19 protein-coding genes and 1 tRNA gene are annotated in these 21,724 nt (G+C 69.5%); 9 read left to right on the top strand and 11 right to left on the bottom strand.

Translation table 11 applies throughout. The annotated features are described in order from the left end of the window. Positions 1 to 78: 78 nt before the first annotated feature. Together MUN33_RS02365 and MUN33_RS02360 are read left to right on the top strand one after the other, a co-directional pair. Positions 79 to 651 (top strand): GtrA family protein, encoded by a 573-nt coding sequence (locus MUN33_RS02365; protein ID WP_244803458.1) that lies wholly within the window; start codon positions 79 to 81, stop codon positions 649 to 651. Further along, entirely contained in the window at positions 648 to 1,073 is a 426-nt protein-coding gene (locus MUN33_RS02360) for a GtrA family protein (RefSeq protein WP_244803308.1), read from the top strand. Before MUN33_RS02365 ends, MUN33_RS02360 begins: the two co-directional genes overlap by 4 nt. A 71-nt stretch (positions 1,074 to 1,144) precedes the next feature. Here MUN33_RS02360 and glfT1 read toward each other — a convergent pair whose 3' ends face one another. The 4 genes from glfT1 to MUN33_RS02340 form a co-directional block, all read right to left on the bottom strand. Then, positions 1,145 to 2,068, bottom strand: coding sequence for a galactofuranosyltransferase GlfT1 (gene glfT1, locus MUN33_RS02355; RefSeq protein WP_244803307.1), 924 nt, complete (start codon positions 2,066 to 2,068; stop codon positions 1,145 to 1,147). A gap of 61 nt (positions 2,069 to 2,129) precedes the next feature. After that, the gene (locus MUN33_RS02350; RefSeq protein ID WP_244803306.1) at positions 2,130 to 3,644 is read right to left on the bottom strand and encodes an SDR family oxidoreductase; all 1,515 of its coding nucleotides are present in this window, start codon (positions 3,642 to 3,644) and stop codon (positions 2,130 to 2,132) included. An 18-nt stretch (positions 3,645 to 3,662) separates the two neighbouring features. Next, positions 3,663 to 4,145, bottom strand: a complete 483-nt coding sequence (locus tag MUN33_RS02345) for a MarR family winged helix-turn-helix transcriptional regulator (protein ID WP_244803305.1) — start codon at positions 4,143 to 4,145, stop codon at positions 3,663 to 3,665. Between the two features lie 72 nt (positions 4,146 to 4,217). Then, positions 4,218 to 4,676: a helix-turn-helix domain-containing protein gene (locus MUN33_RS02340; RefSeq protein ID WP_244803304.1), complete on the bottom strand. Its 459-nt coding sequence runs from the start codon at positions 4,674 to 4,676 to the stop codon at positions 4,218 to 4,220. Between the two features lie 119 nt (positions 4,677 to 4,795). Between MUN33_RS02340 and MUN33_RS02335 the strand changes: the two genes are divergently transcribed. Both MUN33_RS02335 and MUN33_RS02330 read left to right on the top strand, forming a co-directional pair. Beyond that, positions 4,796 to 5,860 carry a ferrochelatase gene (locus MUN33_RS02335; RefSeq protein ID WP_244803303.1) on the top strand — a complete coding sequence of 355 codons (1,065 nt, stop codon included), beginning with the start codon at positions 4,796 to 4,798 and terminating at the stop codon, positions 5,858 to 5,860. Between the two features lie 58 nt (positions 5,861 to 5,918). Beyond that, positions 5,919 to 6,308 (top strand): histone-like nucleoid-structuring protein Lsr2, encoded by a 390-nt coding sequence (locus MUN33_RS02330; RefSeq protein ID WP_244803302.1) that lies wholly within the window; start codon positions 5,919 to 5,921, stop codon positions 6,306 to 6,308. On the opposite strand, the gene MUN33_RS02325 is transcribed toward MUN33_RS02330, so the two are convergent. The 5 genes from MUN33_RS02325 to wzm all read right to left on the bottom strand — a co-directional run bounded on the left by MUN33_RS02325 (position 6,278) and on the right by wzm (position 10,818). Further along, a complete protein-coding gene (locus tag MUN33_RS02325) occupies positions 6,278 to 7,006 on the bottom strand; it encodes a Rossmann-fold NAD(P)-binding domain-containing protein (protein ID WP_244803301.1) in 729 nt (242 codons plus the stop codon). The two genes, MUN33_RS02330 and MUN33_RS02325, sit on opposite strands and share 31 nt — an antisense overlap. A gap of 146 nt (positions 7,007 to 7,152) precedes the next feature. Continuing rightward, on the bottom strand, positions 7,153 to 8,097 hold the full coding sequence (locus MUN33_RS02320; RefSeq protein WP_244803300.1) for an alpha/beta hydrolase: 945 nt from the start codon (positions 8,095 to 8,097) through the stop codon (positions 7,153 to 7,155). A 95-nt stretch (positions 8,098 to 8,192) separates the two neighbouring features. After that, on the bottom strand, positions 8,193 to 9,101 hold the full coding sequence (locus tag MUN33_RS02315) for a helix-turn-helix transcriptional regulator (RefSeq protein WP_244803299.1): 909 nt from the start codon (positions 9,099 to 9,101) through the stop codon (positions 8,193 to 8,195). A gap of 36 nt (positions 9,102 to 9,137) precedes the next feature. After that, positions 9,138 to 9,926 carry a galactan export ABC transporter ATP-binding subunit Wzt/RfbE gene (gene wzt / locus MUN33_RS02310; protein ID WP_244803298.1) on the bottom strand — a complete coding sequence of 263 codons (789 nt, stop codon included), beginning with the start codon at positions 9,924 to 9,926 and terminating at the stop codon, positions 9,138 to 9,140. Positions 9,927 to 9,939: 13 nt separating this feature from the next. Continuing rightward, entirely contained in the window at positions 9,940 to 10,818 is an 879-nt protein-coding gene (gene wzm / locus MUN33_RS02305; protein WP_439647824.1) for a galactan export ABC transporter permease subunit Wzm/RfbD, read from the bottom strand. Positions 10,819 to 11,044: 226 nt separating this feature from the next. Here wzm and MUN33_RS02300 point away from each other — a divergent pair, with 226 nt between their 5' ends. Further along, the gene (locus MUN33_RS02300) at positions 11,045 to 12,352 is read left to right on the top strand and encodes an aminotransferase class V-fold PLP-dependent enzyme (protein WP_244803297.1); all 1,308 of its coding nucleotides are present in this window, start codon (positions 11,045 to 11,047) and stop codon (positions 12,350 to 12,352) included. Here the strand turns inward: MUN33_RS02300 and MUN33_RS02295 are convergent. Next, complete coding sequence (locus tag MUN33_RS02295) at positions 12,349 to 13,335, bottom strand: NAD(P)H-quinone oxidoreductase (RefSeq protein ID WP_244803454.1); 987 nt, start codon at positions 13,333 to 13,335, stop codon at positions 12,349 to 12,351. The two genes, MUN33_RS02300 and MUN33_RS02295, sit on opposite strands and share 4 nt — an antisense overlap. 120 nt (positions 13,336 to 13,455) lie before the next feature. Here MUN33_RS02295 and MUN33_RS02290 point away from each other — a divergent pair. Beyond that, a tRNA-Ser gene (locus tag MUN33_RS02290) sits at positions 13,456 to 13,543 on the top strand. 122 nt (positions 13,544 to 13,665) lie between these two features. On the opposite strand, the gene MUN33_RS02285 is transcribed toward MUN33_RS02290, so the two are convergent. Next, positions 13,666 to 14,385 (bottom strand): hypothetical protein, encoded by a 720-nt coding sequence (locus tag MUN33_RS02285; protein WP_244803296.1) that lies wholly within the window; start codon positions 14,383 to 14,385, stop codon positions 13,666 to 13,668. Positions 14,386 to 14,781: 396 nt separating this feature from the next. Between MUN33_RS02285 and gltB the strand changes: the two genes are divergently transcribed. Genes gltB through MUN33_RS02270 form a run of 3 tightly spaced genes read left to right on the top strand, consistent with a single transcriptional unit; the run spans position 14,782 to position 21,660 of the window. Then, positions 14,782 to 19,374: a glutamate synthase large subunit gene (gene gltB / locus MUN33_RS02280; RefSeq protein ID WP_244803452.1), complete on the top strand. Its 4,593-nt coding sequence runs from the start codon at positions 14,782 to 14,784 to the stop codon at positions 19,372 to 19,374. After that, entirely contained in the window at positions 19,374 to 20,960 is a 1,587-nt protein-coding gene (locus tag MUN33_RS02275; RefSeq protein ID WP_244803295.1) for a glutamate synthase subunit beta, read from the top strand. Before gltB ends, MUN33_RS02275 begins: the two co-directional genes overlap by 1 nt. A gap of 40 nt (positions 20,961 to 21,000) precedes the next feature. Beyond that, on the top strand, positions 21,001 to 21,660 hold the full coding sequence (locus MUN33_RS02270) for a LysE family translocator (protein ID WP_244803294.1): 660 nt from the start codon (positions 21,001 to 21,003) through the stop codon (positions 21,658 to 21,660). Positions 21,661 to 21,724: the final 64 nt, after the last annotated feature.

The following is a 21,724-nucleotide window of genomic DNA, read 5'->3' as shown; positions in this document are numbered from 1 at the left end:
GTCGTGACCGACGCCATCGCCGAACAGCCGGGCCCCGCCGCCCAGGGCGACGGGGGAGGCACGCCCCAGCCGCGGCGGCTGTCCACCTCGGAACGGACCTGGCGCTTGGCCCGGCAGTTCCTGAAGTTCGGCATCGTCGGCGCGTCGGGCGTGATCGTCAACAACGCGGTCGTCGTCGTGGCCAACAAGACCACCCAGTGGCTCGGCGGATTCGACGGCCACGCGGCGTTCGCCAACCTGCTCGGCACCCAGTTCCACATCCGCTGGTACCACGTGTTCGCGGTGCTGGCCTTCGTGGTGGCGAACCTGTGGAACTTCAACCTCAACCGCCGGTGGACGTTCAGGACGTCCGGGAAGTCGTCCTGGTTCCGGGAACTCGTCCCGTTCATGATGGTCGGTATCGGCGGCCTGGCGGTGACTCTGGCGGTGCAGACCGCGATGATCAACCCCGAGTCGCCGGTGGCCCTGTCGCGGGAGATCTGGGACGGGTCCAGCGGGCTGCGGGACCCGATCTACTGGGGCAACCTCATCGGGGTGTGCGTGGCGATCCCGGTGAACTTCCTGTTCAACAAGTTGTGGACCTTCCGTGCGGCACGTGACCACCACGTGCCCGTCCACCTGACGCCGCTGCCCGAGGGGGACGAGAAGTGACCGACTCCACCACCGGGACAGTCGAGCGCCTGACACTGAAGACCCAGCTCGTCCGGTTCGTCATGACCGGCGTGGTCGGCGCTGTCGTCGACTTCGGCAGCACCTACCTGCTGTTCCTCGCGGGGATGGGCGACGGCGCGTCGAAGACCGTGGGTTTCATCCTGGGCACGCTGACCGCCTACCTGATCAACCGCCGGTGGACGTTCCAGGCCACCCCGTCGGTGAAACGCTTCCTGATCACCATGGCGTCCTACCTGGCCACCTACGCGGTGCAGGTCAGCCTGTACAAGCTGAGCATCCCGTGGCTCGAGGGCATGGACCTCGACCAGTTCTGGGTGCGTGCCGTCAGCTTCGTGATCGCCCAGGGTACGGCGACGGTACTGAACTTCATCATCCAGCGCTGGGTCATCTTCCGCAGCTGACGGCCGCGGACACCGGATTCCGCAGTTCCGCCCCTCCGCCCCTGCGCCGCAGGGACGCAGCGCCGCAGCACCTACGGCCGGTAGAACTTCTCCGCGCGTCCCTTCGCCTGCAGGGACAGCCACTCGCGGAAGCCCTTGAGGTCCCGCTTCTGCACTAGGAAGAACCAGCCGAAGCGTGCGTACTCCTGCGGCAGCAGACGACGCATCCCCGGCTGGTTCATCAGGAAGCCTCGGTTGCGGTAGGTGAAGTAGCGCTTGGTGGCGTTGTCCGGGTACTGGGTGTGCATCCGGCCGCCGAGGATCGGCTTGAACTCGTCCGCGCCGTCCGGGTGCAGGTAGGAGGTGGTCAGGCAGGTGCCGAAGGGCAGCCCGGACCGGACGAGACGCCGGTGGTACTCGACTTCGTCGCCGCGGATGAAGAGACGGTAGTCGGGGACACCGATGACTTTCATCGCCTCGGCGCTCAGCAGTGCGCCGTTGAAGAGGCTGGCGATACCGGGCAGGAAGTCGCCCTGCAGTTCGTGCATGTAGCGGTGCCACACCACGCCTTGGCGCAGGGGGAACGCCAGGCGCTTTGGCTCGTCGATGTTGCAGACCGCGGGGGACACCTCGGCGAGACCGTGGGTCTCGGCGACGGTGTAGAGGTTGTCCAGGACGTGTTCGTCGGCGGGTTGGCCGTCGTCGTCGGCGCACCACACCGCGTCCATCCCCAGGGAGAGGGCGGTGAGGAAGCCCAGGGCGAAGCCGCCGGCGCCGCCGAGGTTGGTCCGGGAGGGGACGTAGACGGCGCGGTCCCCGGCGAGGTCGTCCAGCAGGACGCGGACGTCGTCCTGGCAGCCGTTGTCGACGACGATGACCTTGTCCACCGGGTGGGTCTGGGAGCAGACGACGGTCAGGGAGTTGCGCAGCAGGTCCACACGCTGGTGGGTGACGATGACCGCGGCGGTGGTGCCGTTGCGGTGGAGGCGGGCCGCTGACTGTTCTGGTGTCTGCATGCGTGTCATTCTGCCACGCCGTGCCGCGGGGGCAGGCGTCGGCGGCGCCGGACCTACATGGTCATTCCCTGGCCGCCGCGGCGATGATGTTTCGCTTCATCAGCGGGAAGACCGCCGCATGGAACGGGGCGACGACCCACCAGTAGGCCCGTCCGCGCAGTCCGCGGGGCAGGAAGACCGCGTCCTGCCGGTAGACGGTGGTCGCCCGGTCCCCGTCGGCGCCGTCGGCGCCGTCTGCCTCGTCGGTGCCGTCGACCCGGAGGATCAGCCACGCCTGCCCGCTGACCTTCATCTCCGCGCGGAGGACCAGCAGGTGCGGACGGTCGATGCGTTCCACCCGCCACCAGTCCACGCGGTCACCGGTGGCGAGGTGGCGGGGGTCGCGGCGTCCTCCCAGGCCCGGGCCACCGACGAGCCGGTCCATGATGCCGCGCACGTTCCACAGCAGAGGCGTGGAGTACCAGCCGTTGCGCCCGCCGATGGACTCCACGACCCGCCACACCTGCTCCACCGTCGCCGTCGTCCGGGCCTCACGGCTGTCGGTGTACACCGTCTCCCCCGACCAGTCCGGGTCGGTGGGCGACTCCGCACCGACGTCGGTGGACTGCCAGGACCGGTCCCAGGACGTCGGGACCTCGCCGGTGGCTTCACGCTGCAGGGCCCGATGTACCGCCGTGGGGTAGTCGGCCAGGCCGCCGGGCGGGTCGGGGAGGACGTCCCGGATCCGGTGGCCGTCGGTGGTCACGGCGTCCTCGGCCATGGACTGTGCCAGTGGCACCGCCAGGGAACGGGGGACCGGGGTGACCAGGCCGATCCATCCGCCGGACAGCTGGTCCACCGGCAACGGGACAGGGACGGCGGTGATCAGGCGACGTAGACCACGGATCCGGCCGTAGATCCGCAGCAGGTCCGAGAACCGGTAGGTCTGCCCGCAGCCCACGTCGAACTGGTCGTTGACCCCGTCGAGACCGGCCGCGTCGGCGGCGTGGACGAGATAGTGCAGGACGTCCCGCACACTGACCGGTTCGATGCGGTTGTTGATCCACTGTGGTGCGACCATCACCGGCAGCCGTTCGGTGAGGTGACGGATGATCTCGAAGGACGCCGAGCCTGATCCGATCACCGTGGCCGCACGCAGCACCACCGCGGGGACGGTGCCCCCGAGCAGGATCCTGGCCACGCGTTCGCGTGAGCGCATGTGCTGGGACAGCTCCTCCAGCGCACGGTCCGGCGGGTGCATGCCCGAGAGGTAGATGATCCGTGAGACGCCGGCGGCCGCCGCGGCCTCGGCGAGGTTCGTCGCGGCAGCGCTCTCGGCGTCCTCGAAACTGGTGCCGGTGCCGTCGCCCATGGAGTGCACGAGGTAGTAGACGACCTCGACGCCGTCGACCGCCGCGGCCAGGGACGAGGGGTCGGACAGGTCGGCGCGTACGGCGTCGACATCGTCGTACCAGTCGAAGCGGGTCAGCCCGTCGGGGTGGCGGGAGGCGGCGCGGACGCGGTGCCCCGCGGCGAGGAGCTCAGGGATGAGGCGTCCGCCGATGTAGCCCGAGGCGCCGGTGACGAGGATGTCCATGGCACCAGCGTAGGCACCTCAGTGGTCCCGTGCGGCGTCGTCCGGGGTGACGGCCTCGACCAGGGCGTCGAGGAAGCCGATGACGGCGCGGCGGTCACCGGCGGGGACGTCGCGGGCGGCCTGCAGCATCCTCCCGTGCATCGGGGAGAGCCACTCGTCGACTTCGTCGTGGGTGAGGTCGGTGGCCACGATGATCACCGAGCGTCGGTCGCCGGGGTGCGGGGCGCGCCGGACGTGGCCTGACGCGGTCAACCGGTTGAGGAGTTTGGCTGTCGCCGCGGTGGAGATGTGCAGGGTGTCGGCGAGTCCTCTGGCGGTCAGGGGGCTGCCGGCGCGTTCGGCGGAGATGATGTGACGGACGGCTTCGGTGTCGGTGGCGTTGAGGCCCATGTCTGCGCCGGTGCGCCGGCGCATCTCCTGGTCGGCGGCCCGGAAACGCCGTACGGCATGCAGGAGCGCCACGGCGGGGTCGGCACCGTCGTACCAGTAGTCCGTTGACATGTGGTCATCATAACCGGTCGTGTTTCCGTCACGTTACGGCTGTCGGCGGGTACCGTGCAGGCTCCCCTGCGGCTACCGGGCCGTGTCGGGGAGGTCGAGGTTCTTCCAGATGCGTCCCACTGTCGACGCCGACAGGCCGGTCTGGCGCGCCAGTTCACGCCGTGTCCAACCCACGGGCCTTCCCCGACGTGTCGGCGGGGTCGCGAGGATCTCCCGGATCTCCTCCATGGTCATCCGGGGTGGGCGACCCGGCCGGGGTTCGTCGGTCAGGCCGTCGAGACGGAGTTCCAGGAACCGGCTGCGCCATTTGCCGACGGTCGGACGGGAGACCCCCAGGGTGGTCGCCACCTGCGTGTTCGTCGCGCCGGTCGCGCAGGCGAGGATGATCCGCGAGCGCAGTGCGAGCGCGGTCCCGGAGGTGGCGTCGTGCGCCCAGCCGGTGAGGGTCGCGCGTTCGGCGTCCGTGAGGACGACCGGCGGTGTGGGGCGTCCGCGACGGTGATCGTGAGGGGGATCGGGGAGACCGGTCATGTTGCTAGCTTAGCTAGTGAAGAAAGATTGTTCCTCTAAGTCGTCTTTTTCGGGGTAATACGTGTGGTTATACCTAGCTAGGTGAGGTGATAGCTGGATCGGTGGCGTACGGTGAGGGGGTGACTGCACGCAGACAACCCGATGCCCTGCTGGTCCTCTCGTTCGGTGGCCCCGAGCGGGAGGACGACGTGATCCCTTTCCTGGAGAATGTGACCCGTGGCCGTGGAATACCGCGCGAGCGACTCAGGGACGTCGGCGAGCATTACTACGCCCTCGGTGGCAAAAGCCCGCTGAATGACCTCAACCGCCGGATGATCGACCGCATCCGTACCGAACTGCGGTCGCGCGGGGCCGACGTCCCCGTCTACTTCGGCAACCGCAACTGGCACCCGTTCGTCGAGTCCACGGTGGAGACGATGGCCCGTGACGGCGTCCGCTCCGCCGCAGTCTTCGCCACCTCCGCCTGGGGTGGCTACTCGGGGTGCCGGCAGTACCACGAGGACGTCGCCCGGGCCCGCCGCGCCGTCGTCGACGCCGGGCTGGTCCCGCCACGTCTGCAGCGCCTACCGCAGTTCCACGCCCATCCGCTGTTCATCACCGCGTTCGCCCGTGCCGTGGACGCCGCCAGGGCGTCCCTCTCCGGTGCCGGTGCCGACGCCGACCTCGTCTTCACCGCGCATTCGGTCCCCCTCCGTGCCGACGCGGAGTCCGGCCCGCCCGCGGACGGCGGTCACCTCTACTCCCGTCAGGTCCGTGACAGTGCACGGTTGATCCGTGACCACAGTTCCTTCGCGGTCGGGGACGGGGCGGCAGGGGTGGAGCCGGAGGTGGCGTGGCAGTCCCGCTCGGGGCCGCCGTCGGTGCCCTGGCTGGCCCCGGACATCAGCGACCACCTGCGGGCCCGCGTCGCCGCGGGGAACACCCGCCCGGTGGTGCTGTGTCCGGTCGGCTTCCTCGCCGACCATGTCGAGGTGCTCTGGGACCTCGACACCGAGGCCGCGGAGACCGCCGCGGAACTGGGTGTCGAGATGGTCCGGACGGCGACGCCGGGGCTCGCACCCCTCTTCGCGGAGATGGTCGTCGACCTGGCCCTGGGGGAGGGGGCTGAGCGACAGGGGTGCGTCCCCGACTACGGCGTGGGCGTGGACGGTGCGGTGTGCGCCCCGGGGTGCTGCGGCAGCTGACCTGCCCGGTCGTGCCGGGGGACCGGTGCCGCCGCCGGCCGGTGGTAGGCTGACACGAATGGGACGACGAACTGTGATCACCTACGTTGACGATATCGACCGCGAGGAACTCGCGCCTGACGAGGTGCGGACCGTGAAGCTCGGCTACCGCGGCTCCGAGTACGTCCTGGACCTGTCCGAGCTGAACGCGGAGATCCTTGCCGAGGAGCTCGAGCCGTACCTGAAGGTGGCGCGTAAGCTGCCCCGTACCGCGACCGGTACCGCGTCCGCCGGTGCAGGACGGGGAACGTCCGGGAAGGCCGGGGCGTCCACGTCGTCCGCCGATGCCGCACGCAACGGCCGCATCCGCGAGTGGGCGCGCGAGACCGGGCGTGAGGTCTCCGCCCGTGGCCGGATCGCCGCCGACGTGATCAGCGCCTACGAGGACGCACACCCCGAGGACCGCTGATTTCCGCGTAGGACCCCGCCCCCGATCATCTCCCGGTACCCCTGGATGTAGCCGGGGTAGTGCAGCCCGCCCAGGAAACGGCCCAGGGCGGATCCGTCGATGTAGGTGCCGGCGGGTTCGTCCGCTGTGGTCTGCGGAGGGGCCTCGACTCCGAGCTCGTCGGCGATGAAGGAGACGATATCGCCGAGCTCCGCGGGCTGTCCGTCGACAGCGTGCAGCACCGACGGGGGCCCGGCCGCGTCGAGCATCACCTCGAGTGTGCGCACCAGGTCGGTCTCGTGGATCCGGTTGGTCCGTCGGCGGTAGTTGACGGGGGTTCCGTCGCGCACGGTGCGCAGCAGGAACTCCCGTCCCGGGCCGTAGATCCCGGCGGGACGGACCACGTGGGCGCCGAAGAGTTCCCTGGCCAGCGCCTCACCGTCGGCCAAGGTGACCGCCCTCGGTGAGACGGGGCGAGGGGCGTCGTCCTCCGTCAGCGGGCGGTCCTGCGTCGGGCGGTCGAAGACGCCGGTGGACGAGACGAACACGGTCCGGGAGGGGAGGTCGGGGAGTGCGGTCGCGAGGTGGCGGAGTGCGGTGAGGTAGCCGTGCGGGTCCTCCGGCCCGCCGATGCCTGGGGTGAGGGTGACGACCATCGCGTCCACCCGCGGCAGCGGCCCGGGGGCCGGTGACAGCAGGTCGACGGACAGGGGAGTCACACAGGACGGTAGGTCCGCGGCATGGCGGCGTAGAGCGAACACCTCGGCGCCGCGTGCGGTGAGACGTTCCGCGAGCCGGACGCCGACCCGTCCACACCCGGCGAGCAGCACCCGTGCGGGAACGGGCCCACGGACCGTATTCTTCCTCAGAGCTTCTCCGCGAAGAACGGGATGACCTTCTTGAGCGCCTCGCCGGCGCCATTCGGCTGGTCGTACAGGTCGTAGTGTGACACATCGTGGAGTTCGACGAGCTCCTTGTCGGTGGAGGCGGCCTTGGCGTAGATTTCCTTGCCGTCCTTGTACGCGCCGAATGCACCCTGCTTGTCGCCGACGACCACCATTAGCGGCTGGTCCAGCAGCTCATCGGCCAGGTGGAAGGCGTCCCAGCCCAGTGCGGTGGCACCGTGGGCGGCCTCGAACAGCACGCAGCCGTTGTCCTCGCGGCCACGGTCGGTGCGGTAGTAGTCGAAGGCCTCGACGATGTCGATGTCGCCGACGGCGGCGGCCTGCTCCGCGGTCTCGGGCAGCATGCCGCTGACGGCGCTCTCGGCACCGCGGGCCTCGGCGGTGCGCTGGGCGGCGACGCCCCGCAGTGCGCCGATGACGCCGCCCTCGCCGGCGGCTGCGGTCTCGCGCTGCATGCGCCCGAAGTTCACACCGGTGATCGAGACGACGGCCTTGAAACGCTTCTCGGTCAGCGCGGCGCTGAGGGTGTAGCCACCACCGCCGCACACGCCGAGCACGCCGATACGGTCGGCGTCGACGTAGGGCAGGGTGACGAGGTAGTCGACGACACGACGGAAATCCTCGACGCGCTCGGCCGGGTCCTCGCGGAAACGGGGGGTCCCGCCGCTGGCGCCCTGGAAGCTGGCGTCGAAGGCGATGACGACGTTACCGGCCTCGGCCAGCGCGGTGCCGTAGATGTTGCCGGAGGTCTGCTCCTTGCAGGAGCCGATCGGGTGCGCCGTGACGACCGCCGGGTAGGTCTTGTTTTCGTCGAACTCCGGCGGGAAGTAGATGCTCGCAGCGATGTCCCAGTACATGTCGGGGTTGCGGAAGGTGGCGTTCTTGACGTTGGTGGCGGTGGCCATCGTGTTCTCCTCGGTTATGGACGGTAATTCCGGTGTCGACCGGACGTGTACCAGTGTGGCGCGGGTCCGGCGGCCGTACCAGACACGGTTCCAGCCTAGGAAAAATCTTCCTGGGTTATCGGGTTCACCGGCCTCATCAGGGTGGCCAGCCGCTGCTGGGTGGCCGACCCGGGCTCCACGGAGTTGAGGATGAGCTGCTGGTCCGGGGCAGTGCCGTAACGGAAGATCTCCCAGTCGAGTGTCAGGTCGCCGACCTCGGGGTGGTGCAGGACCTTCGTCCCGAAGTCCTGGCGTGCCACGTCGTGCGCCGCCCACCAGCGTGCGAAGTCATCATCGGCGACGGTGAGCTCGCCGACCAGCGACGTCAGCCGGGGATCGGACGGGTTGGCGGCGGCCTCCCGGCGCAGGATCGCCACACACGACCGGGCCACGGACTCCCAGTCGTCGAAGAGCCACCGCATCCGCTGGTCGGTGAAGATCAGGCGGACGTAGTTGCGCTGGTCGGGTGCCAGCGCGCCGAAGTCCACGTAGACCCTGGCCGCCAGCGGATTCCAGGCCAGGATGTCCGTCCGGGGCCCCATGACCAGGGCGGGTGTCTCGGTGAGCTGGTCGAGTAGCCGCATCACCTGCGGCCGGACCGTGCCGGAGTCGGACGGCTGTCCGTCCTGGGACGGCGACACCGCCCCCAGGGCGTGACTGGGTGCCGCAGCATGGTCGGCGAGGGCCCCGAGGTACTCCGCCTGGTCACCGTCCAACTTGAGGGCGGAGACCAGGGCGGCGAGTACGGCGGGGGAGGGCGCCAGACGCCCCTGCTCGATCCGGGCGTAGTAGTCGCCGCTGATCCGTGCCAGGTCGGCGACCTCCTCCCGACGCAGGCCGGTCACCCGGCTGCGCCGGTTCGCCCGGCTGACCCCGACGTCCCCGGGCGACAGCTCCCCGCGCCGTGTGCGTAGGAACGCGCCCATCTCACGGAGGTGCGGCTCCCTGTCTCCGGTGGTGGTCATGCTCCTCATCCTAGGACAGCCGGAGCAGGGACGGGTTCAGAGCCGCCCCAGCCCCTTCAGGACGCCGCGGACGTGCTCGGCGGCGTGCGGCCCCTCGTAGGCCCCGACGATCTCGTCGACCGGCCCACATGAACGGATCTGACCGTGGTCGACCCACAGCGCCGAATCGCACAGCTGCGCCAGGAACTCGTTGGAGTGGGAGGCGAACACCAGGATGCCGGACTTCTCGACCAGTGCCTGCAGCCGGACCCGCGCCTTCTCCATGAACGCCGCGTCCACCGCGCCGATGCCCTCGTCCAGCAGGAGGATCTCCGGCTCGATCGAGGTCACCACACCCAGCGCGACACGCACGCGCATACCCGTGGAGTAGGTGCGCAGCGGCATCGACAGGTAGTCGCCGAGCTCGGTGAACTCCGCGATCTCGTCCATCTTCTTCTCCATGGACTTACGGCTCTCGCCGAGGAACAGCCCACGGATGATGATGTTCTCGTAGCCGCTGATCTCCGGGTCCATGCCCACACCCAGGTCGAAGACCGGTGCCACGCGCCCCTTGACCACGGCGGACCCGCGGGTGGGTTCGTAGATCCCGGAGAGCAGCCGCAGCAGTGTGGACTTGCCGGCACCGTTGTGGCCGACCAGGCCGATCCGGTCACCCTCCTTGAGGTGCAGGTTCACGTCGCGCAGGGCCTCGACGACGACGGTGTTGTCGGAGTTGCGTCCGATGGCACCGCCGGCGGCGCCGAGGAAGGCCTTCTTCAGGGAACGGGACTTGGCGTCGAAGATGGGGAAGTCGACGCAGGCGTCGTAGGTGTCGATGGAAACCATGTGTGTACTCCTTCTAGACCCAGTAGCTCACGCGCGAGCGCCACTGGCGCATGAACACCATGGCGAACAGGGTGCCGAGCACCGTGAGGACGGCGACGATGATCCACGAATGCAGCTCGACCGGTTCATTGATCATGGGGCCGCGGACGACACTGAGGTAGTGGAACAGCGGGTTGATCTCCGCGATCCGGGCACGCTCGGCGACGGCACCCCCCTGCTCCAGCAGTGTCTTGGTGGTCCACACGATCGGGGTCATGTAGAACAGCAGCTGCACCAGCGACTCCAGCAGCGGGGCGACGTCGCGGAAACGGGTGGCGATGATGCCGAAGAACATCGAGACCCACACGCCGTTGGCCACGAGCAGTGCCAGACCGGGGACGGCGAGCAGGACCTCCCAGCCGACCGGGATCTGGAAGATCGCCAGCAGGAGCAGCCAGATCACCAGGTTGTGGCAGAGGATGAGGAACTGCTTCCACACCAGGCGGTAGACGTGCACGCTCAACGCGCTGGGGAGCTGTTTGATCAGCCCCTCGTTGGCGATGAACACCTGTGAGCCCTCGATGATGCACCCGGAGATGAAGCTCCACATGATCAGACCCACGGCGACGTGGGGCAGGAACTCCTTGAGGTCCATCTGGAACAGCATCGAGTACAGCAGGCCCAGCGCCACGGCCATGACGGCGGTGGCCAGGGTGATCCACAGGGGGCCCAGGACGCTGCGTCGGTAGCGCTGCTTGATGTCCTGCCAGCCCAGGACGAGCCAGAGTTCGCGCTGACCGAAGCCACGCTTCAGGTCGTCCCACGCTGCACCGAGGGTCTGGGACGTCGAGGCAGGCGCACCGCCGTTCACCGGTGCGGCGACGAAGCGCTCGTACTCCGGTGCGGTGGCCACCGGGCGGGGGTTTTCTGAATCGGACACGGGGATACGGTACTCCGGAACGGTGCGGTGTGCGGTAATCCGCGCCCGGGCCACCGCCGGTACCACTCATGTCCGTGTGCCGATGTAGTATCGGTGACGTTGCCGGGGCGGCGCGGTCGTTTCCTGGTTTTACTATCGTGACCTGCAAAGATATTTTCGGGTCGTCAGTGCGGTGAGATGCGGAAAGGGGCAGTCGGGAGTGTTCGACATCGCGAGAGTGCGAGGCCTCTATGAATCACTGTCCGAGGGGTGGACCTACCTGAATGCCGGCCGTCGTGCGCAGGTGCCGGAGAAGGTCAGCTCGGCGGTGTCCCGGGCGTTCCGGGCGTCCCCGCTGCAGGGGCAGGACGGCGCGGCCCGCGGCGACCGCCACGTCTCCGCGGCACGTGAGGCCGTCGCCGACCTCGTCGGGGCCTCGCCGGAGTGCGTGGTGCTCGGGCCCAGCCGTGCGACCCTGCTGGGGATCCTGGCCACGGCGGTCCCCGCCAAGCTGCGGATGGGCCGTGAGGTCGTGTTGAGCCGGGTGGACGAGCCCTCCAACATCACCCCGTGGAAACTCGCCGCCGACCTCTACGGGGCCTCGGTGCGCTGGGCGGAGGCGGACCTGACCACCGGTGCCCTGCCGGCCTGGCAGTTCACCAGCCTGATCAGTCTCGACACCTCCATCGTCGCGGTGCCGGCGGCGAACACCCACCTGGGTACCGTCACGGACGTCCGCGCCATCGCCGACATCATGCGGGCGAAGTCGCGCGCGTGGCTCGTGGTGGACGCCGGGGCGTACGCCCCCTACCGGCTGATCGACATGGAGGAGTGGGACGCCGACGTCGTCGCCCTGGACATGGCGCCCCTCGGCGGGCCGGAGGTCGGGGCGTTGGTCTTCCGGGACCCGTCGCTGTTGGCGGAGCTCCATCTCGTGGAACTGCGCCGTGGCCGCCACGCCGCGCCGGAGTCGCAGGAGCTGACCGCCCGACGGGTCGCCGAACTGGAGCGGGACGGCAACGCCCCGGGTCTGCTCGGTGGTGTCCCGGCGGCGGTGAACCACCTCGCGGGGCTCGACGACGAGGCCACCGGCACCCGGCGTGAACGGCTCGCCACGTCTCTGCGGTCCACCGAGGGGTACCTCGGCAGGCTCGCCGGCTATCTCGTCGACGGCCTGCGGGACCTGGAGAACGTGCACGTCGTGGGCGTTGACGGGGAGATCGACACCGACCCCGGGCACGACCACGACAGCTGGGGCACCGCGGACGGCGGCGACGGGCGGCACTTCGGCCCGGTCGACCGGTTGCCGCGGGTCAGTTTCCTCGTGCAGGGCATCGAGGCCTCGGTGGTGGGGGAGAGGCTGCTGAGCAACGGGGTGGTCGCCCAGACCGTCGGGCTCGAGGAGAGCGCCCTGTTCGACCAGATGGGTGTCGCCGAGATGGGCGGCGCCGTGTGCGTGGCACTCGCCCCGCACAACACCCACATGGACGTCGACCACCTGGTGCGCGTGGTCGGCGGGATCGTCTAGCGGGCGACCTCGAAGATCGCCTTACCGGTGATCTCCCCGTCCAGCAGGGCCCGGTGGCCTTCTGCGGCGTCCTGGATCGGGAACACGCGGTCGACATGGTGGCAGATCCGGCCGTCCTCCAGCATCGGCCACACGTTCTCCACCGTCTCCGCCACGATCCGGGCCTTGTCCTCCCGGTCGCGGTAGCGCAGGCCCGTGGCCGAGATATTCCCCCGCTTGGCCAGCAGCTTGCCGATGTTCAGCTCCCCCTTCACACCACCCTGCATACCGATGATCACCAGGTGGCCGTCCGGGGCCAGGGCGCTCACATTGCCTTCCAGGTACTTCGCGCCGATGATGTCCAGGATCACGTCCGCCCCGCCGAGCTCCTTGACGACCTTGACGAAGTCCTCCTCGTGGTAGTTGATCAGGACGTCCGCACCGTAGCGACGGCACACGTCCAGCTTCTCGGGGCTGCCCGCGGTCACCGCCACCCGGACGCCCAGCGCGTGCGCCAGCTGCGTGGCGAAGATACCGATGCCGCCGCCACCACCGTGGATCAACAGGGTGTCGCCCTCGCGCAGGTGTGCCGTCATCATCAGGTTCGACCAGATCGTGCAGGCCGCCTCGATGACGCTGGCGGTCTCCTGCAGCCCGAACCCGTCCGGGACCGGAGTCAGCTGTCCGGCAGGCACGATCGTGTACTCGGCGTACGCGCCGCCCGACAGCAGCGCACCGACCTCGTCACCCTCCCGGTAGGGCATGCCGTCGGGCCGGACACAGCCGTTCGGGTCGACGATCACCCCGGCGGCCTCGAGGCCGAGCACCTCGGACACCCCCTTCGGCGGCGGGTAGTGTCCCTGTGCCTGCAGGGTGTCGGCACGGTTCAGGCCGGCGGCGGCGACCTGGATCAGCACCTCGCCCTCACGCGGTGTCGGGATGTGGGTCTCCTGCCAGTGCAGGGACCGGGGGTCGGCGGGGTCCGTCTGGATGATTGCCTTCATGTTCCCGTTCATGTCACCAGCCTAACCATCAACCGGCAAGCAGGGGTGGGCACCGACGATCCGGCGTCGGTGGGTTAGAATCGCAGACGCGCTGGACGCACCGTGACGCGTGCAGCCGAGGGAGACGTGGCAGAGCGGCCGAATGCACTGGTCTTGAAAACCAGCGACGAGCGATCGTCCAGGGGTTCAAATCCCCTCGTCTCCGCCACAGCGGCCGACCCGCCAGCCGGTTGCGCCGGTGTCACCGATTACGCCGCGGCGTGGGGCCCGCCCGGAAAAACCCCAGTTCGCCGACACCCCCGGCGTAATCCGTGACCACCCTGGCCGGCGCTACTCCAGCACCGTGATCTGCTCGACGGTCCGGAGTCGCAGGGGGCCACCGTCCGGACGGTCGACGACGAGCTCCGAACCCACGGTGGCGGACACCAGGCGTGACCAGTGCATCCTCTCCCGGTGTACCTGTCTCCGGGAGATGTCGAAGACCCAGAGCGCGTGGTCCACCAGGACCGTCGTCCCGGTGTGCTCGTCGCCGGCGAGGCGGAGGAGGTAGACGTGGTCGTCCAGGTCGCTCCGGCGCAGGCCGCTGAGGTCCGGTGCGGAGTCGATGGCCTCCACCGTCGGCGCCAGGACGGTGATCCGGTTGACCAGGCCGAACCGGTGCACGGTGCCGGTGGCGGAGAGCACGGTCAGCGGTTGGCCGACGGCGCACCGGCAGATCCCGCCGTGGCGCCACACCACAGGTTGGGGCGCCTCCGACCCCGGTCCCTGACGCGCAGGGCGGACCGCCGTCCACCAGGGGTCCAGCGTGATCCGGTGGGCCGGCTGTTCGGTCTCGACGAGGTAGCGTCCCGGTGCGTCGGCGGTGAGGATCGAGGGCCTCTCGGCCACCAGCGCCGACAGGACGTCCATGACCTCGTCGTCGGTGGAGTTCCAGCCGATGCCCCGTGACTCCAGGATGCCGTAGAGCTGGGGGAGTGTCAGGTCCGGTTGGCTCTCCCACGCCTGCGAGAGGGTCTCCAGGACGCGGTGGATTCTCAGGGGGTCCTTCACCCTTCCCATGGTAGCGGCCGGCGTCGTGGTGCCGGCACGCGCGTTACGTCCGGGTTGCGGTGGTGCGGGGGTGTACACAGCGGGGAAACTGCTCCGAAACCAGGACGAAACAAACGTCCCAACTAGTGAGATTTTAGCGCGCATTTACTGGGAACATGCTGTTGTATCGTGTTCTGGATAGCGGGGGGATAAGATACAAAGACAACCGCACAACGAGACGGACCCGGATGTGGCGGCGTGACGTGCCGTACGCCACCGTCCGTCACCGGCGCCGGCGGCTCTGAGCGGAGCCCGACCGTGTGCCACCCCCACCGACGACAGGCCACCACCCCAGGCCACGGAGAACCACACTGCACGACCCGACGACCGGAGGATGACCACCCCGTGAACAACCAGCTGAAGAACTATCCGGCGCCCCAGGGGCTCTACCACCCGGTGCACGAGCACGACGCCTGCGGCGTCGCCTTCGTCGCCGACATGCACGGCCGCGCCAGCCACGACATCGTGGAGAAGGGCATCCAGGCACTGGTCAACCTCGAGCACCGGGGTGCCGCTGGGGCCGAGAAGAACACCGGTGACGGGGCCGGCATCCTCATGCAGGTCCCGGACCGGTTCTACCGCGAGGTCCTCGCCGACCAGGGTGTCGAGCTGCCCGCCCCGGGCGCCTACGCCACCGGCATCGCCTTCCTGCCCGCCGCCCGCATGGCCGCCCTGGACGCCATGCGTGCCGTCGAGTCGATCATTGCCGAGGAGAACCTCGAGCTGATCGCCTGGCGCGAGGTCCCCGTCGACGACTCCGCCCTGGGCGCCATGGCCCGCGACGCCGAGCCGATCTTCTACCAGCTCTTCGTCGCCGGACGCGACGCGGAGGGTAATGAGCTCTCCGGCATCGAGCTGGACCGTCGGGTGTGGTTCGTGCGCAAGCGCGCCGAACGCGAGCTCGGGTCGAAGGGGCCGGGCGAGGGGGCCGGGTCCGACACCGTCTACTTCCCGTCGCTGTCCTCGCGCACCATCGTGTTCAAGGGCATGCTCACCACCCCACAGCTGCGCGACTTCTACCTGGACCTCCAGGACGAGCGCGTGGAGTCGGCCCTGGCGGTCGTGCACTCCCGGTTCTCCACGAACACCTTCCCCTCCTGGCCGCTGGCCCACCCCTTCCGCCTGGTCGCCCACAACGGCGAGATCAACACGGTGCGCGGCAACGAGAACTGGATGCGTGCCCGCGAGTCCCAGATCCGGTCGGAGGTCCTCGGCGACATCGAGCGCGTCCTGCCGGTCTGCGACCCCGCCGGGTCGGACACCGGCCGGTTCGACGAGGCCCTGGAACTGCTCCACCTCGCCGGCCGGTCCCTCCCGCACGCGGTGATGATGATGGTCCCCCAGGCGTGGGAGCGGAACCCGTCCATCGACCCGGACGTCCGCGCGTTCTACGAGTACCACTCCTCCCTCATGGAGGCGTGGGACGGCCCGGCCGCCCTGGTGTTCACCGACGGCACCGTCATCGGCTCGGTGCTCGACCGCAACGGTCTGCGGCCCGGGCGTATCTGGGTCACCCGGGACGGCCTGGTCATCGGCGGGTCCGAGACCGGTCTGCTGCCGGTCCCCCCGGAGGAGATCGTGCAGCGTCGCCGCATCGAGCCCGGCCGGATGTTCCTCGTCGACACGGCACAGGGGCGCATCGTCCCCGACGACGAGATCAAGTCCAGGCTGGCGGACAAGCCCTACCGCGAGTGGGTCGACGACAACATCGTGCGCTTCGCCGACCTGCCGCCGGTCGAGTACGAGGCCATGAGCCACGAGCGGGTCGTCCTGCGTCAGCGGGTCTTCGGCATGACCGAGGAGGACGTCGACGTCCTCATCCAGCCGTTGGCCGTCACCGGCGCCGAACAGCTGGGCTCCATGGGCACCGACACACCCGTCGCGGCGCTGTCGGACCGCCCCCGCATGCTCTTCGACTTCTTCTCCCAGCGCTTCGCGCAGGTCACCAACCCGCCGCTGGACTCCATCCGGGAGAAGTCCGTCACCAGCATGTTCACCCAGCTGGGCCGTCAGGTCGACGTCACCACCGAGGTCCCCGAGGCCGCGCACCGCATCCACCTGGAGACCCCGGTCCTGCTGAACTCCACGCTGGCCACCCTGCGCCACGCCGGCGAGCACGAGGGCTTCGGGGACTTCCGCTCCGCGGTGGTCTCCGGGCTCTACCCCGTCGCCCACGGCGGCCGAGGCATGCGCGACGCCATCGAGCGCGTCCGACGGGAGACCTCACGGGCCATCGAGGACGGTGCGACGCTGATCATCCTCTCCGACCGGGAGTCCGACGAACGCATGGCCCCGGTGCCGTCACTGCTGCTCACCAGTGCCGTGCACCAGCACCTCGTCGCCGAACGCACCCGCACACAGGCCTCGTTGATCGTCGAGTCCGGCGACGCCCGCGAGGTCCACCACCTCGCCATGCTGCTCACCTTCGGCGCCGACGCGGTCAACCCGTACATGGCGTTCGAGACCATCGACGAACTCTCCAAGCGCGGCCAGCTCGACGGGCTGGACACCGACGACGGCTGCCGGAACTTCATCGACGGCGCGACTGCCAGCGTGCAGAAGATCATGTCGAAGATGGGCATCGCCACCGTCGCGTCCTACCGCGGCGCCCAGCTGGCCGACGTCACCGGCCTGCACCAGCAGCTCCTCGACGACTACTTCACCGGCTGCCTCAGCCCGATCTCCGGCATCGGCCTGGACGAGATCGCCGCGGACGTCGCCGTGCGGCACCGCTTCGCCTTCCTGCCCCGTCCCGAGGAGGTCGCCCACCGCGAACTCGAGATCGGCGGCGAGTACAAGTGGCGCCGGGAAGGCGAGTACCACCTATTCAACCCGGAGACCGTGTTCAAGCTGCAGCACGCCACCCGCACCGGGCAGTACCGCATCTTCAAGGAGTACTCCGACAAGGTCGACAACCAGTCGAAGCGGCTGGCCACCCTGCGCGGCCTGTTCGAGATGCACAGCGACCGCCCGTCGATCCCCGTCGACGAGGTCGAGCCCGTCTCATCCATCGTCCGGCGCTTCTCCACCGGCGCGATGAGTTACGGCTCGATCTCCGCCGAGGCCCACGAGACCCTGGCCATCGCCATGAACCGGCTCAAGGGCATGTCGAACTCCGGTGAGGGCGGAGAGGACCCCGACCGCTTCGAACCCGAGGCGGACGGCACCTGGCGCCGCTCGGCGATCAAGCAGGTCGCGTCCGGACGCTTCGGCGTGACCAGCCACTACCTCAACAACTGCACCGACATCCAGATCAAGATGGCCCAGGGCGCCAAGCCGGGCGAGGGCGGCCAGCTGCCCCCGCACAAGGTCTACCCCTGGATCGCCGAGGTCCGGGTGACCACACCGGGCGTCGGGCTGATCTCCCCGCCGCCGCACCACGACATCTACTCCATCGAGGATCTCGCGCAGCTGATCCACGACCTGAAGAACGCCAACCCGGACGCCCGCATCCACGTCAAGCTCGTCGCCGAACAGGGCGTCGGCACCGTCGCCGCCGGTGTATCCAAGGCGCACGCCGACGTCGTCCTGATCTCCGGGCACGACGGCGGCACCGGGGCGTCCCCGCTGAACTCGCTGAAGCACGCCGGCGGCCCGTGGGAGCTCGGCCTGGCCGAGACCCAGCAGACACTGCTGATGAACGGCCTGCGCGACCGCATCACCGTGCAGTGCGACGGCCAGATGAAGACCGGACGCGACGTCATGGTCGCCGCCCTCCTCGGCGCCGAGGAGTTCGGCTTCGCCACCGCCCCGCTGGTCGTCGAGGGCTGCATCATGATGCGCGTCTGCCACCTGGACACCTGCCCGGTGGGCGTGGCCACCCAGAACCCCGACCTGCGCAGGAAGTTCACCGGCCAGGCCGAGCACGTGGTCAACTTCTTCACCTTCATCGCCCAGGAGGTCCGCGAGTACCTCGCCGAACTCGGCTTCCGCACCCTGCAGGAGGCCGTGGGCCATTCCGAGTGCCTGCGCGCCGGCGCCGTCGACCCCGGGCACAAGACCGCCGGGTCGCTCGACCTCTCGCCGATCTTCGCCCGTCCCGACAGCCCGTTCATGCACCAGGACCTGTACCGGACCAAGGACCAGGACCACAGCCTGGACGCCGCCCTGGACAACCGCATCCGCGAGGACGCCGGGGAGACGATCCGACGCGCCGCCGCCGGTGAAGGCACCACCGTCTCCCTGTCCTACCCGATCACCAACGTCAACCGGTCGGTCGGCACGATGACCGGCTCGCTGATCAGCCGCGTCGCCGGACGGGACGGGCTGCCCGAGGGCACCGTGAACCTGACGTTCACCGGCTCCGCCGGCAACTCCTTCGGCGCCTTCGTCCCCAGGGGCATGACCCTGACCCTGGTCGGCGACGCCAACGACTACGTCGCCAAGGGCCTGTCCGGCGGCACCGTCGCCATCCGCCCCCACGACCGCGACGGCGCGGTCGGCGAACACCAGACCATCGCCGGCAACGTCCTGGGCTTCGGCGGTGTCTCCGGCGAGATGTTCATCCGCGGCGCCGTCGGCGAACGCTTCTGCGTGCGCAACTCCGGTGTCACCGCCGTCGTCGAGGGCATGGGCAACCACGGCTGCGAGTACATGACCGGCGGACGGGTGATCAACCTCGGCCCCGTCGGCGAGAACTTCGGCGCCGGCATGTCCGGCGGCATCGCCTACCTCATGGACGACGGCACCGGGGTCGAGGGCATGTCCCGGCACATCAACCCCGGACTCGTCGACATCGAGCAGGTCGGCGAGGACGAACTCGACTGGCTGGTCGACACCATCGAACGCCACCGGAGACTCACCGGCTCCACCGTGGACGTGGACCCCCGGTCGCTGATCAAGGTCATGCCGCGCGACTACCGCCGCGTCCTGCAGACCATCGAACAGGCCCGCGAGGCGGGACTCGACGCGGACGGCATCGCCGCCGCCATCATGGAAGGAGTCAGGTAATGGCTGACCCGCACGGCTTCATGAAGTACCCCCGCGAGGAAGCGGCACACCGCCCCGTCCCCCTGCGCCTGCTCGACTGGAAGGAGGTCAACGAACCCCTCGCTGACTCGACGGTGCAGACCCAGGCCGCCCGCTGCATGGACTGCGGCATCCCCTTCTGCCACGACGGCTGCCCGCTGGGCAACATCATCCCCGAATGGAACGACCTGGTCCGCCAGGGACGGTGGAAGGAGGCCTACGACCGCCTGCACGCCACCAACAACTTCCCCGAGTTCACCGGACGTATTTGCCCCGCGCCCTGTGAAGGCGCCTGTGTGCTCGGCATCGACGGCATCGGTGCAGGCGCCGGCGTCGGCGAGCCGGTGGCCATCAAGACCGTCGAGCTGCAGATCGTCGAGCACGCCTTCGAACAAGGCTGGGTGCGCCCGGTGAAGGCCAGCTTCTCCACCGGCCAGTCCGTCGCCGTCGTCGGCTCCGGGCCCGCCGGGCTCGCCGCCGCCCAGCAACTCACCCGCGCCGGGCACGACGTGACCGTCTTCGAACGCGACGACCGCATCGGTGGTCTGCTGCGCTACGGCGTGCCGGACTACAAGCTGGAGAACCGCTGGATCGACCGGCGCGTGGCCCAGATGGAGGCCGAGGGAACCACCTTCCGCACCGGCGTGTCCCCGTCGGCGTCCGACCTCGCCGGCTTCGACGCCGTCGTCATGGCCGTCGGGGCGACCGTCCCGCGGGACGTCTCCATCCCGGGCCGCCACCTGGACGGCGTCCACCAGGCGATGGACTACCTGCCCATGGCCAACCGCGCCGTCGCCGGTGACGTTGATGACGTTGACACCCCTCAGATCGACGCGAAGGGCAGGCACGTCGTCATCATCGGCGGTGGCGACACCGGCACCGACTGCTTCGGCACCGCCCTGCGGCAGGGGGCGGCCTCCGTCCGGCAGTTCGACTACAACCCCGCTCCGGACGCCTACCGCACCGAAGGCAACCCGTGGCCGGTGTGGCCGAAGATCTGGCGTGTGGCCTCCGCCCACGAGGAGGGGGAGTACCGCGTCAGCGGCGACGAGTCCGCCGACGAGATCGTCGCCCTCGGCCTCGCCGCGCGAGAGGTCGGCAGCCCGTTGGGCCACCGCGACCACCGCATCAACACCGTGGAGCTCACCGGCGCCGACGGCCACGTGACCGGGCTGCGCGCCGCGACCTGCGAACGCACCCCCGACGGCACCGTCAACGTGCCCGGCACCGAGGTCGACATGGACGCCGACCTCGTCCTCCTCGCCGTCGGCTTCACCTCCGTCGACACCACCGGCATCATCTCCGAACTGGGGCTCCCGGTCGACGGGCGCGGACGCCTCACCCGCGACGACGACTACCGCACCTGGTGGGCCGAATCCCCCGAGGTACGGGCCACCGGCTTCGACGCTCCCGTGTTCGCTGCCGGAGACGCCGGTCGCGGCGCCTCGCTGATCGTGTGGGCCATCTCCGAGGGACGGGCCTGCGCCGCCGCCGTCGACCGGGCCCTGATGGGCGAGAGCGCGCTGCCGCGCCCCGTCGCACCGACGGACATGCCGTTGAGCGTGTGAGGGTGCCGGGGGAGTAGCCGGGGGAGTAGATTGAACCCCCATGACCGGCGGCGCTCTCCTCAGTATCCTCGTCGCGTGGCTCCTCGCCATCGCCTCGCCCGGCCCGGACCTGGTGCAGATCCTGCGGCTCGGTGCCCTCCGTCGCAACGGCGTGGCCTGCGCCCTGGGGATCATGACCGGCAACACCCTGTGGATCGTCGGCAGCATGGTCGGCCTGTCCGCCCTGATCGCCGCGGTCCCCTGGGTGCTCACCGTGCTCTTCCTCGTCGGAGGTGCATTCCTGGCCTGGATGGGGCAGGGCGCGTTGCGGGGTGGCCTGGCGGAACGACGCGCCGGCGGGACGGTGGTCCCCACCGGCGCGACCACCGGCACCGCCGCCGCCGGTGGGGTCTCCACCCTGGGCGCCTGGCGTCTCGGCCTGCTGACGAACCTGGCGAACCCCAAGGCCCTGGTCTTCTTCGGGGCGGTGTTCGCTGGTTTCGTGCCCCCGGACACTGGGTGGGGGATGCGGCTGATTGTGCTGGTGCTCCTGCTGGTCACCGGCGTCGCCTGGTTCGTGGCGGTGGCCGTGATGGTGTCCGTGCCCGCCCTGTCACGACGGCTGCAGGCCGCGGGGCCGTGGATCGACATCGTCGCCGGGGTGGTGTTCCTGGTGCTCGGGGTGGTGCTCGTCGGTGAGGGACTGCTGCAGGCGGGGTAGGTGTCCCGTCTCTCCCCCACACACATGTCGGAAAATCGCCCTCCCAGGAAGGATTCTCCCCCTG

Origin of the sequence: Corynebacterium kalidii (assembly GCF_022869005.1) — a bacterium.
Classification (GTDB): domain Bacteria; phylum Actinomycetota; class Actinomycetes; order Mycobacteriales; family Mycobacteriaceae; genus Corynebacterium; species Corynebacterium kalidii.
This window is presented reverse-complemented; position numbering and strand designations above follow the sequence as displayed.

Bases quoted from the DNA above. Each gene is read 5' to 3' on its own strand.
- glfT1 (WP_244803307.1), bottom strand. From the start codon at position 2,068: ATGCAGACACCAGAACAGTCAGCGGCCCGCCTCCACCGCAACGGCACC.
- MUN33_RS02350 (WP_244803306.1), bottom strand. From the start codon at position 3,644: ATGGACATCCTCGTCACCGGCGCCTCGGGCTACATCGGCGGACGCCTC.
- MUN33_RS02345 (WP_244803305.1), bottom strand. From the start codon at position 4,145: ATGTCAACGGACTACTGGTACGACGGTGCCGACCCCGCCGTGGCGCTC.
- MUN33_RS02340 (WP_244803304.1), bottom strand. From the start codon at position 4,676: ATGACCGGTCTCCCCGATCCCCCTCACGATCACCGTCGCGGACGCCCC.
- MUN33_RS02330 (WP_244803302.1), top strand. From the start codon at position 5,919: ATGGGACGACGAACTGTGATCACCTACGTTGACGATATCGACCGCGAG.
- MUN33_RS02320 (WP_244803300.1), bottom strand. From the start codon at position 8,097: ATGGCCACCGCCACCAACGTCAAGAACGCCACCTTCCGCAACCCCGAC.
- MUN33_RS02315 (WP_244803299.1), bottom strand. From the start codon at position 9,101: ATGACCACCACCGGAGACAGGGAGCCGCACCTCCGTGAGATGGGCGCG.
- wzt (WP_244803298.1), bottom strand. From the start codon at position 9,926: ATGGTTTCCATCGACACCTACGACGCCTGCGTCGACTTCCCCATCTTC.
- MUN33_RS02295 (WP_244803454.1), bottom strand. From the start codon at position 13,335: ATGAAGGCAATCATCCAGACGGACCCCGCCGACCCCCGGTCCCTGCAC.
- MUN33_RS02275 (WP_244803295.1), top strand. From the start codon at position 19,374: ATGGCTGACCCGCACGGCTTCATGAAGTACCCCCGCGAGGAAGCGGCA.
- MUN33_RS02270 (WP_244803294.1), top strand. From the start codon at position 21,001: ATGACCGGCGGCGCTCTCCTCAGTATCCTCGTCGCGTGGCTCCTCGCC.